8 protein-coding genes are annotated in these 12562 nt (G+C 38.4%); 7 read left to right on the top strand and 1 reads right to left on the bottom strand.

The genetic code is table 11. The features are described from left to right. Positions 1–48: 48 nt before the first annotated feature. The 5 genes from NSQ94_RS12030 to NSQ94_RS12010 all read left to right on the top strand — a co-directional run bounded on the left by NSQ94_RS12030 (position 49) and on the right by NSQ94_RS12010 (position 6838). On the top strand, positions 49–315 hold the full coding sequence (locus tag NSQ94_RS12030; RefSeq protein WP_063389338.1) for a phosphocarrier protein HPr: 267 nt from the start codon (positions 49–51) through the stop codon (positions 313–315). After that, entirely contained in the window at positions 315–2030 is a 1716-nt protein-coding gene (ptsP, locus tag NSQ94_RS12025) for a phosphoenolpyruvate--protein phosphotransferase (RefSeq protein ID WP_066247962.1), read from the top strand. The genes NSQ94_RS12030 and ptsP overlap by 1 nt, the downstream gene beginning before the upstream one ends. Positions 2031–2670: 640 nt before the next feature. After that, entirely contained in the window at positions 2671–4653 is a 1983-nt protein-coding gene (locus tag NSQ94_RS12020; RefSeq protein WP_066247963.1) for a methyl-accepting chemotaxis protein, read from the top strand. Between the two features lie 433 nt (positions 4654–5086). Continuing rightward, on the top strand, positions 5087–5872 hold the full coding sequence (locus NSQ94_RS12015; protein ID WP_066247965.1) for an SDR family oxidoreductase: 786 nt from the start codon (positions 5087–5089) through the stop codon (positions 5870–5872). 96 nt (positions 5873–5968) lie between these two features. After that, positions 5969–6838: an NAD(P)-dependent oxidoreductase gene (locus tag NSQ94_RS12010; RefSeq protein WP_066247967.1), complete on the top strand. Its 870-nt coding sequence runs from the start codon at positions 5969–5971 to the stop codon at positions 6836–6838. A gap of 145 nt (positions 6839–6983) precedes the next feature. On the opposite strand, the gene NSQ94_RS12005 is transcribed toward NSQ94_RS12010, so the two are convergent. Beyond that, positions 6984–7769: a CAP domain-containing protein gene (locus NSQ94_RS12005; protein WP_339229218.1), complete on the bottom strand. Its 786-nt coding sequence runs from the start codon at positions 7767–7769 to the stop codon at positions 6984–6986. A gap of 410 nt (positions 7770–8179) precedes the next feature. Here NSQ94_RS12005 and NSQ94_RS12000 point away from each other — a divergent pair, with 410 nt between their 5' ends. Beyond that, positions 8180–10189, top strand: coding sequence for a penicillin-binding protein 2 (locus NSQ94_RS12000; RefSeq protein ID WP_082829441.1), 2010 nt, complete (start codon positions 8180–8182; stop codon positions 10187–10189). Positions 10190–10755: 566 nt separating this feature from the next. Beyond that, positions 10756–12549 carry a PAS domain S-box protein gene (locus tag NSQ94_RS11995; protein WP_339229216.1) on the top strand — a complete coding sequence of 598 codons (1794 nt, stop codon included), beginning with the start codon at positions 10756–10758 and terminating at the stop codon, positions 12547–12549. Positions 12550–12562 lie beyond the last annotated feature (13 nt).

Here is a 12562-nt window from a genome sequence, read left to right as displayed (position 1 = left end):
TGCACTGATAAAATTTTTAAAGAAAATAGCAGAAAGGATTTGATGCAAATGGCTGAAAAAACATTCAACATTACCGCTGACACAGGAATTCACGCAAGACCTGCGACTATATTAGTGCAAACGGCAAGCAAATTTGAAGCCGACATTAATTTGGAATACAATGGAAAAACAGTAAACTTAAAATCTATTATGGGAGTTATGTCATTAGGTATTCCAAAAGGAGCAACCATTAAAGTTACAGCATCAGGTGCTGATGAAAATGATGCACTTCAAGCGATTGAAGAGACAATCAAAAAAGAAGGGTTAGGCGAATAATGATACAGCTATCTGGGATTGCAGCATCAAACGGTATCGCTATTGCGAAGGCATACCGTCTAGAAGAGCCGGATTTAACCGTATCAAAAAAAGAAATACAAAATATTCGAGCAGAAATTGAGCGTTTTGAACAATCTGTCGAAAGCGCCAAAGCAGAGCTCGAGGTAATTAAAAACAGCACAGAAGAAAGGCTTGGTGCGGATAAAGCAGCGATTTTTGAAGCGCATTTGCTCGTTTTGAACGATCCTGAGCTGTTAAATCCAGTCAAAGAGAAAATCGAAAACGAAGCTGTAAACGCTGAATTTGCGATGAGGGAAACAGCTGATCAATTTATTGCGATGTTCGAAGCGATGGAAAATGAGTATATGCGCGAGCGAGCAGCGGATATTCGGGATGTCACGAAAAGGGTTATAGCCCATTTATTAGGCGTTCAAATCCCAAATCCAAGTTTAATTAATGAAGAAGTCATTATTGTTGCAGAAGATTTAACACCCTCTGATACTGCGCAATTAAACAAAAATTTTGTTAAAGCATTTACAACTGATATTGGAGGAAGAACATCCCATTCTGCGATCATGGCTCGTTCTATGGAAATCCCTGCTGTTGTCGGAACAAAGGAAGCTACCGCCAAAATTGAAAACGGTGCTTTAGTCATTGTTGATGGGATTGAAGGACAAGTAATCATAAATCCAAGTGAAGATTGTATTGCCGAATATGAAAAGAAAAGAGAAAAATATGAAGAGCAAAAAGCGGAATGGGCTAAATTAAAAGACGAGCCGACGTTGTCGAAGGATGGACATCGTGTCGAGCTTGCCGCTAATATTGGCACGCCTAATGACGTACAAGGTGTTCTTGACAACGGCGGTGAAGGAATAGGTCTCTACCGTACGGAATTTTTATACATGGGACGAGACCAAATGCCTACAGAAGAAGAACAATTTGAAGCATATAAAACAGTTCTTGAGAGAATGGAAGGAAAACCTGTTGTTGTCCGTACATTGGATATCGGCGGGGACAAAGAGCTTCCTTACTTGAATCTTCCAAAGGAGCTGAATCCTTTTCTTGGATTCCGCGCCATCCGCCTTTGTTTAGAAAAGCAAGATATTTTTCGGACACAGCTTAAAGCGCTGCTTCGCGCAAGCAAATATGGAAACTTAAAAATCATGTTTCCAATGATTGCGACAATCGATGAATTCCATCAAGCGAAAGCTATTCTGCTCGAAGAAAAAGAAAAACTTGTTCAAGCAGGTATTGAAGTAGCTGATGATATCGAAGTTGGAATAATGGTTGAAATTCCATCAACTGCTGTTATGGCGGATCAATTTGCCAAAGTGGTTGATTTCTTCAGCATTGGAACAAATGATTTAATTCAATATACAATGGCAGCAGACCGGATGAATGAACGGGTTTCATATTTGTATCAACCGTATAATCCGGCCATCCTTCGATTAATTTCCATTGTGATCGATGCAGCTCATAAAGAAGGAAAATGGGTTGGAATGTGCGGAGAAATGGCAGGAGACCCGATTGCTATACCGCTTCTGCTTGGACTTGGATTAGATGAATTTTCCATGAGCGCAACATCTATTTTGCCTGCGCGTTCACAAATTAAAAAGCTTTCAAAACAGGAAGCAGAAAGCTTTAAAGAAAAAGTTCTTTCTATGCAAACAACGGAAGAAGTCGTTTCTTTTGTTAAAAAAACGTTCCAAATATAAAAGGTACGGAGCCGATCAGTTTAATCTGAATCGGCTCCTTTTTTTGATGCAAGAGCCGATTTATTTACGGAAGGTGAATATAAAAGAATTTCGGCTCTAAGTAAAATGGAGTATGAAAAACGCAGAGCATCAGCATTTTTTGATTTTTACATCCGCTTTATTATCCCGATAAAGTCCATCAAAATATAAAAATGATTTGCAGCGAGCGTATAGCTAATTTGATGCAAACGATAGAAAGCAAAACACAGCAGCTGCAGTTCATAAAAAGCTTTTTGCAGTTTGAGCAACTAAAACGACGGGGTATCACGATATAAATTAGGATAAGTTTGCAAATGCAAAAATTTGAAGCCCTCGATATCCGAATCTCTTCTTGTTACTTTCCTCCAATTTGCTAAAACTTTTTTTCTTTTTCACAGCCGGCACCGCTACGGCTGTATCTTTTTTTAGAAGAAACACATGCAGCCTATGCTTTTTTTTATGCAAGATCGCTCCCAAAAACAAAGCCAATTGGAAATATGAAAAAGATAATTAGTTTCATTTTGTAAAAAGATAAATCAGATTGCCGATATATACATTAGAAAACGTATAAGTTTTCTTAATTATTTTTATTAAATAAAGATTTATGTAGGAGATGGAACAAATGTTTAAAAAGCTTCAGTGGAAATTGACAGCGCTCATCACCATATTGTTAATTTTTTCACTTTTGGTTGTTTTTTTCACGTCTGATTATTTTGTTCAAAAGAACATTAAATCAGATGCGTTTCATACGGGGCAATCGATTGTTAAGCAAGCGAAAAAGAACCTGCTTTTACAGATGCAGGAATATGAAAGAATTTTGCTGCTTTTCAGCAATGAACCGGAAATCGCACAGCTGCTTGAAAAAAATGACGATCAATCTTTACAGTCCGTAAAGGAAACGTTTCAATCGTTTTTAAGCGCTAATCAATTGGTCCGGTCTGTCTATGTAGCCAACACTAAGACTCTTGTTGCTGCAGAACCTGAGTTAAACTTAAAGGAAGATTTGATAATCAATTCACGACCTTGGTATAAAAGCGCTGTAACAAGTCCAAACTTTGTTTCGTGGTCAGAGCCTTATCGTGATGGGGAAAAAGGAGAATATGTTGTTACCGCCTCAAAGGCCATTACAAAGGATGGGGTGTTGCTTGGCGTTATTGGAATTGATATTAATTTAACAACGTTTAATGAATTTGTTAAGCAAGTGGAAGCTGGCTTTGGAGGGTATACATTCCTGCTTGATAGAAATGGAGTTGCCATCGCTCATCCGAAAATGACCGGAAAAAATTTATATAAAAACAACGGTCTTATGGCAGCGATTAAAAACCAAAAACGTGGTATAGCTTCTATAAAAGAAAATGGAAAAGATTCAACCATTATTTTTGAAACGATCACGGAACTAAATTGGAAAATCGGTGTAGTCTATTCGGATGCAAATCTGGAGCAAACAGCCCGCACAATCCGGAGCATTAACGTTTCCATTATTATTGCTGCATTGATTGTGGCATTTTTCATCACTAGTTTTGTTTCGAGAAGCATTTCAAAGCCGATTTTGCTTTTGGCTAAAAACGCCGACAAAATGGCTGAAGGGGATTTATCCGGAACATTAACAGTGAAAAATAAAGATGAAATCGGGAAATTGGCTAATAGCTTTACGAAGATGACCGATAACATCCGACAAATTCTCCTCGATCTGGACGGATCCGTGAAGGAGCTGCAGCAATCTGCTCAAACATTAAACGTGGTTTCGGAAGAAGCTACTGCGTCAAGTGAGGAAATTTCCGTTGCAATTGAGGAAATTGCAAAAGGCTCAGGTGAGCAGGCAAACAGTACGGAAATTATAAACGGACAAATCAAACAATTAGAAGATTGTATTCAACAAGTAAACAATGATGTAAAAAATGTCGAAAATTTATCTTACGAATCACAAAATGCCAGCTATAATGGTTTAGAAAAGCTAAATGAGCTTCAAATAAAATCAAATGAGGCTGACAAAGAATCTGAGATGGTCCAATCCGTACTACAAAATCTTGTAGATCGAGTTGAAAAAATTTCTGATATCGTGTCGACCATTTCCAAAATTTCAGATCAGACGAACTTGCTCGCTTTAAATGCAAGTATTGAAGCAGCAAGAGCAGGTGAATCAGGTAAAGGATTTGCCGTTGTCGCTGAGGAAGTAAGAAACCTTGCTGAACAATCGGCAAAAGCGACAGAAAACATTAAAAATATGATTGAAGGAATCCAAATTGAAACGAAAAATGCCTACGATGCAATGAGTCGTTCGAAGAAAATTCATGAAGAACAAAACAAAGCTGTTCAAGTGACAGGCAATGCGTTTCATGAAATTGCAATTAAAATGGAAGATTTGCTTAATGCCATTAAATCAACATTAAATGCGATCGATCGGATGAATGAGCAAAAAGAAACAGTCGTCGAATCGATTGAAAATATTTCTGCAGTAACCCAGCAGCTAGCTGCCTCTGCGGAAGAAGTCAGTGCAACAACGAACGAGCAGGTCAAAGCATTCTCAATGGTTGCGGAAAAAGCGGAATCGTTAAGCGAAGAAAGCAACCGCTTAAAAGGCTTAGTAGAACGCTTTAAGTTATAAAAAATATGCAGGGGGTGTCTAATAAGTCGTTTTTACGGCTTATTGACGCCCCCATTAATGTTTTAGAAACGTTGATATATCGGTGTTTATGATTTTTTGTTTTCAATAGGGATTTGACTTTCTGGACAGCTCCTTCTTCATAATTGATTTGAATGCAATTCACCTAGATGAGCAGGCAGGTAAGAAAACCATAACAGTTGATGTCAAGAAAAAGCATGGGTTTAAAGCTCCCTTGAAATTTGAATTTTGGACATACTACTGCGTGAAAGAGGACAAGCTTAAACGCACCTTCGCAGGCCGCCTTTGACAGTGTTGAGCAAACAAAAGAAGCTCTATGTCGTTAATAAATTCAGAATGAGAGTAAAACGAAAGTTTCCCACATTTTGATAAGATCATGATAAGATGAAAGAAAAGGTGAAAGGATGGAATGTCAATGGATTTCGGTTTCAAAGGTAAAACAGCACTTGTTTTGGCATCAAGTCAAGGATTAGGTAAAGCGATTGCAACAAGGCTTGTGGAAGAAGGAGCCGACGTGATGATCACAAGCCGAAATGAAGAAAAGCTAATAGACGTGGCAAATCAATTAAATGCGCTTGGAAAAGGAAAAGCAGCCTTTATTAAAACAGACATTACTTCAAAAGAGGAAATTAGCAGGCTAGTTAATCAGACAATAAAAGAGTTTGGCAAAATTGATTTACTCGTTAACAACGCTGGCGGTCCCCCTGCAGGAGGATTTGAGCAAATGACTGATGAAGATTGGCAAAATGCTTTTAAATTAAACTTGCTCAGCTATATCCGTACCATTCGCGAGATTCTTCCGCATATGAAACAAAGAGGAGGGAAAATCGTAAATATTGCTTCTTCTTCCGTGAAGGAGCCGATCCCGGGCTTAATTTTATCCAACACGTTTCGCTTAGGAATTGTGGGGCTGACGAAAACGTTAGCAACAGAATTTGCAAAGTACGATATTTTAATTAACACGGCGTCACCCGGTAGAATTGCAACAGAACGGATTGATCAATTGGAAGAATGGAATGCAGCGAAGCTCGGTATTCCAAAAGAAGAGATCAAGAAAAAGTATTTGGAAGCGATCCCTCTCAATCGCTACGGAGAACCGAATGAATTTGCGAACTATGTGCTGTTTCTTCTGTCTGACTTGAATACATATATGACTGGACAAACCTTTTTGATTGACGGCGGTTTAGTAAAGTCCATTTAATCGGGTGTGCACTGAAAGCTGAAAATGCAAGCGTTTCATAGCAGAACAGTTTCATTACTAAGCCGTATACACTGAAATGGGGAAAGGGTGAACAATATGTCAAAAAAAACAATCGGTTTTATTGGGCTTGGAGTAATGGGAAAAAGCATGGCACGTCATTTGCTTGAAGCGGGTTATCCGCTTACGGTTTATACCCGGACGAAAGAAAAGGCCGAAGATTTGATCAATCAAGGTGCTGTTTGGAAAGAATCGATCAAAGATCTCGCAAAAGATGCGAATGTTATTATCACGATGGTTGGTTTCCCGAAAGATGTTGAAGAAGTTTATTTTAGTGAAAATGGAATTTTAGCCAATGCCTATCCAGGAGCTATATGTATTGACATGACAACGACAAAACCATCGCTTGCCGAAAAAATATACGAAAAATCAAAGGAAAAAGGCATTTCCTTTTTAGATGCGCCTGTTTCAGGAGGAGATGTCGGCGCAAAAAATGGAACGCTATCGATTATGGTCGGAGGAGATCAAGAGACGTTCGATGAATGTTTTGAAATTTTTGAGAAAATGGGAAAAAATATTGTTTATCAAGGAAAAGCCGGTGCGGGGCAGCATGCAAAAATGTGCAACCAAATTGCGATTGCTGCCGGCATCATTAGTGTTTGTGAATCGCTTGCCTACGCTGTTCGGGCGGGGCTGGATCCAGATAAGGTGTTGAAAAGCATTTCCTCCGGAGCTGCTGGAAGCTGGTCTTTGTCGAACTATGCGCCGAGAATGCTTTCGAATCAATTTGAGCCTGGATTTTATGTCAAGCACTTTATAAAAGATATGGACATTGCTTTAGAGGAAGCAAGAAGAATGGAATTAGACGTACCAGGGCTTGAGCTTGCGAGAAGCTTGTATGAAAAACTGGCTGAAATGGGAGAAGAAAATAGCGGAATACATGCATTATATAAGCTGTGGAAAAAATAAAAACGCACATCATTCTTTCAAGTCACACAATTTTAGTCAGCTTCTTCTTTTTCTCAGCTTCTCAGCCAATTTATTTTCAAAAAAAATGTGGGGGCATGTCCCCCACACCTTTTGAACAGTTGAAATGAGTGAACTGTCCGATCTATTATTTTCCAATAAACATTTGTGTCCAGTAATTTCCATTTTCTACGTAACCAACGCCGATATGAGTAAAGTTAGGATTTAAAATGTTTTGTCTGTGGCCAGAGCTGTTCATCCAAGCATTAACAACTTCTTCAGGAGTACGCTGCCCCATTGCAATATTTTCCCCTGCTGTTCTGAAGGAAATGCCGAACTTTTTCATCATGTCAAACGGAGATCCGTAAGTCGGGCTTGTGTGGGAAAAATATTTGTTTCTTTGCATATCTAAAGATTTTTCACGAGCTACCTTGCTTAAAGCTTCATCTAAAACAAGAGGCTTCAAACCTTGTTTTTGCCGCTCAGCATTTGTTAGTTCAACTACTTTTTTCTCAAATGCATTTACGGATGAAGCGGTTTGTGATTGTTTTGGTGTTTGGTTGTTGGTTGCTTTGTCATTGGCAGATGGTGCTGGCTGAGTTGTTTTTTGAGTAGTTTGGGCTGGTTTTTTCACAGCTTGCTTGTTCGCAGGCTGGTTTATGTTTCTTTTAATTGCTTCTTTTATAGCATTATTTGCTTCTATGCTTGGATTTTGTAAACAGTTGTTAAATAGATTTTGCAATTCTTTTGAATCAGCTGATTGAATGAGCTGTTTCAATTGATCTTCGTTTATATTATAAGGTCCGAAAGCTTGTACGTAGCTTTTGATTTGAACTGGTTGGTTTTGAATTTCAGCTGCATTGGCATTTGTGCCGGCGCCTGCAGTGAAAATGGCGGCAGCTGCTGCAATAGAAGCAATAATAGATTTCTTCATGCGTTTCTACCTCCTTGAAATTTGTTCATGTAATTTACGAAACTATCATAACATGCGTTTTTTGTCATATTTTTGTCTATTCCTTCCATTGACAAATAATAGATTTTAAGTTTATAAACATTATCATGTAATTGTTGAAATTATAGGGTTCCAACCGAGGGAATATATGATATACTTCCTTCAAGAAGTGACAAAATTAAGCAAAATGTCTATAAATTGATAAGAATTAGGGGTTGACAATCTGTATAGAAAACAAAACTTTGTAATGTATGTTACAATATATTTACAAGTTCATGAGTCGACTGAAACATGATTTATATTAGAAAAGAAAGGAAGATTCCTTCGTGAAAAAAGAAGCGGAAACAACTCCTTCTGAGACAAAACGGCAAAGGAAAGCGAGAATTTTTCGTATCAATTTTTTCTTTTTTATCGTTTTTCTTTTATTTGCCGCACTTGTCGTCCGCCTTGGCATCGTTCAAATTGTTCAGGGTGAAGAATATGCGAAAGAAGTCAGCCGGACAGAAGTGAATGTTGCGCAATATCCTGCACCAAGAGGAAAAATGTTTGACCGAAACGGGAGAATCGTTGTAGACAACAAAAATGTTCCTGCTGTGACCTATACGGTGGAGAAGACGACCAAAACGAAAGACAAGCTGGAAACAGCAAAAAAATTAGCACAGCTGATTGATCTCGACACATCTTTTCTAAGAGAAAGAGATTTGCGGGATTATTGGATAGCCAAAAATCCAAAAAAGGCAGAAAACTTATTGACGGAAAAAGAGAAAAAATTAGAACCTAAGGAAACATATCCACTTCAGGTTGAACGGGTTCCGGAAGAAGAAATTAAAAAAATCGAGAAGGATCCAAAAGAATTGGAGCTTGCCGCTCTATATACGAAATTTTCATCCGGATATGCGTATGAGCCGCAGATTGTCGCAACGAACTTAAGCCAAGAAGAAGTTTCAAGGGTTGCGGAACAGCTGGAAAATCTTCCGGGTGTCGATGTCATCACAGATTGGGAAAGGGTGTACCCTTATGATGACGTATTTAAAACGATTTTAGGGAAAATCTCATCTCCAAAAGAAGGGATACCAGAAGACAATAAATCATTTTTTGTAGCTCGAGGCTATGCCCGAAATGAACGAGTTGGAAAAAGCTATTTGGAGCAGCAATATGAGGATTATCTAAACCCAAGAAAAGCAAAAGTTCAATATATATCTGATAAAGATGGAAATACGATTTCACAAAAGGAAATTGATGACGGCAGAAGAGGATTCGATTTAAAACTTTCCATCGATATCGAACTGCAAAAAAGAATTGAAAAAATTGTTGATCAGCAGATCAAAGCAGCAAGAGGACGTGGAAATTATTTAGTTGACCGCGCTTTCGTTGTCATGATGGATCCATATAAAGGAGACGTTTTGGCGATGGTCGGACGAATGTACGATTCCGGAGAGATGTTGAACTTTGATTACGGTGCATTTGGGACGCAATATGAAATGGGTTCTACCGTTAAAGGTGCGACAGTTTTAGCAGGATATCAATTTGGTCTGAGACACGGAACCGTCTTTTATGACGCACCAATTCGTTTAAAAGGGACTCCGGAAAAATCTTCTTATCAAAATATGGGGGCTGTATCTGACCTAACAGCGTTGCAAAGAAGTTCAAACGTTTATATGTTCCATATCGCTATGAAAATTGCTGGTATACAATATTATCCGGGAAGAAGTTTTCCAGCTAAAGACGAAGATTTTCAAAAGATGCGGAATTACTATGCCCAATTTGGTTTAGGGGTTCCGACAGGGATTGATCTCCCGCAGGAGTCCGCAGGGCAGCAATCTGATCCTGGAACTGACAGAGGGAAATTGCTTGACCTTGCCATTGGTCAGTTTGATACGTACACACCGCTGCAAATGGCCCAATATGTTTCAACGATTGCAAATGGCGGATACCGTGTCAAGCCGCGGCTTGTAACAGAAATTCTTGAACCGACTGACGATGGGCTCGGACCGATTGCTCAAGAAATGCCGGTAAAAGTGTTAAACCGAATAAACAATACGGAAGAGGATATTCAACGCGTCCAACAAGGCTTTTATCTAGTGACGAATACTCGACGCGGAACAGCTTACGCTCAGTTACATGGATTAAATGTTGCGGGCAAAACCGGAACAGCGGAAACGACTTATTATGGTACGAAGCGCCAATACTGGGGGACAGACGTTTATAATTTAACATTTATCGGCTATTATCCTGCCAAAGATCCGCAGGTTGCTTTCAGTGTTGTCGTCCCTTGGACAAAAAGAACCGGAAGCGAAGATGTGAATAAACGTATAGCGAGAGATATTGTAAAAGCATACATCGATTTACAGAAAGAATACGCCGGAAATTCCAATGCAAAATCAAATGATGACGAGCAATAAAAAATAAATTATATGGAAGGGCCGTCGCTTTTTAACGAGCGATGGCTTTTCTATTAGTTATCGAAAACCATTCATATAAATTGAACGATGCCGCATTCGCATAAAGATTTTTCGATAAACGGTTCGAAATTCGCACATGCCGCAAAAACCGCAAACTTTTGTCCTATCTGCATATCTCCGAATGGTGTGAAACCCGAAGAAAGCGCAAAAACCGCACATGGCCGCAAAATCGGTAAAGCTCATACCACCTCTTGCATGCCTCCGGTGCGTTGTTAAACCTGAGGGAAGCGCAAAAACCGCAAAATAACCGAAAAATCCGCATAAGACAAAAAAAACTAGCCCTTTTTTGGCCAGTATTTTTTAAAATGTTGATACATACATATTTTTTATAGGGAAGGAAATGCAGTGGAAAAAGTCGAAAAAACATTTTAAATAGTAAGATTGACACATTTTTAGATGTTTATTTTGTAAAACTATATTAAAATTTTAGGTGGACAAAAAGTAGCAGGTCAATGAACAAGATAGACTTTTTCTTTCTGGAAAGGGTAGTAATAGGGGGGCCAGGGATGAGTCAACAAATACAAAAGGGTGTGCACAATCAAACAGAAATCATTTATTCGGTTATTTCTAATGAAGGCTATTTTGAATACATCTCCTCAAATTGTTTGAAAGTGCTCGGATATAAACAAAAAGAACTAATCGGTTCCAATCTTTCAGAATACTTGCATGTAGAAGATATAAATATATTTGAAAGCTTTTTATATCATGGAGATGATATCTTTCCTTGTTCCTTCCGTTTTTTGCAGAAAAATGGATCCTATATTTGGATGAAAACGTCAGTTGATGTTATATACAATCATTTGAACAAGGATCAAAGAGAATTTGTCTTAAAGTTTGCTGTCACTTCGGCGGATGACAAGATAGATGAAGTTCCCAAAGAAGTAAATCCGATACGTGCTGACGGTGCTCTTGATTTTGTGCACGAGCTTCCGTGCCCGCTCATAATTTCAAAAAAAGGGAAAGTTCAATATGCTAATACGGCTGCTGTTAAGCTGCTTGTGGCGACTAGCAGTGAAGATATTGTTGGAAAAATGGTTTTCCAATTTATTGACAAAATGTTTCACGAATCTGTCCATGAAACGATTGAAAATCTTCACAAAGGAATTGATAGCGGAATTTTAGAACAAATTTGGACATCTTTGGACGGGAACAAGATCTATGTTGAGTTGAAGAGCGTGCTTATATCATATAAAGGCGAACAAGCAGAACTGCTTGTCATTACCGATATTTCATCCAAAAAAATATACCAAAGCATTTTGCAGCAAAGCAGGGAAAAGTATCAAAGGCTGATTCAAAATTCCATCGATACAATTGCAGTGATTCATAATGATAAATGGGTTTTTATGAATGAGTCGGGGATCAAACTTTTCGGTGCGCAAGATTATCCGGACGTATTGGGCAAAAGCATCTATCATTTTTTACACCCGGAATATCATCAGCATGTCAAAGATCAATTAGATGACATAACGAACGGAAGAACGGAAACAATCGTGACCAAGCAAAGCTGGTATACATATTCGAAAAAAATTGTCCATACCGAAATGGTTTGCATTCCGACAACATATTTTGGCGAACCGGCGGTTCAAATAATTTTACGAGATTTGTCTGAACATAAACATGCGGAAGAATTGATGATTCGCTCTGAAAAGCTTTCTGTTGCAGGGCAGCTGGCAGCAGGTATCGCCCACGAAATACGCAATCCGTTAACAGCAATAAAAGGTTTTTTACAGCTGATGCATGGTGAAATCGAAAAAGATAATCAATATTTTGAAATCATTTTTTCAGAGCTGAATCGAATTGAAATGATTTTGAGTGAATTGCTGATGCTTGCGAAACCGCAAGAAACGGTTTTTGAAAAAGCAAATGTCAAAACGATTTTACGCGAAGTTGTTACACTGCTGGAAACGGAAGCAATATTAAGAAATATTGTGATTGAGAAAAAATTTTCTGATGAGAATCAAGAAGTTGTTTGCGATAAAAACCAATTGAAGCAAGTTTTTATTAATCTCATTAAGAATGCAATTGAAGCAATGCCAAATGGAGGAACAGTGACAATTTCTACTAAATCGGAAAATTTTTCCATTGTGATTGAAATAAAAGATGAAGGAGAGGGGATACCGAAAGAGCTGCTAGAAAGATTAGGGGAGCCTTTTTTAACGACAAAAGAAAAAGGAACAGGTCTAGGATTAATGATCACATATAAAATTGTTGAAAATCATAAAGGCACGATCGATGTGTCGAGCAGCGAAAAAGGCACCGTTTTCACAATTAAGTTGCCAAAACAAAAAACAGTGCTTTAAAAGCGCACTGTTT

The sequence above is a fragment of the Aeribacillus sp. FSL K6-2833 genome (assembly GCF_037965815.1).
Taxonomy (GTDB): Bacteria; Bacillota; Bacilli; order Bacillales; family Aeribacillaceae; genus Aeribacillus; species Aeribacillus composti.
The sequence above is the reverse complement of the archived record's forward strand: the minus strand, read 5'-3'. Positions and strand labels throughout refer to the sequence as shown.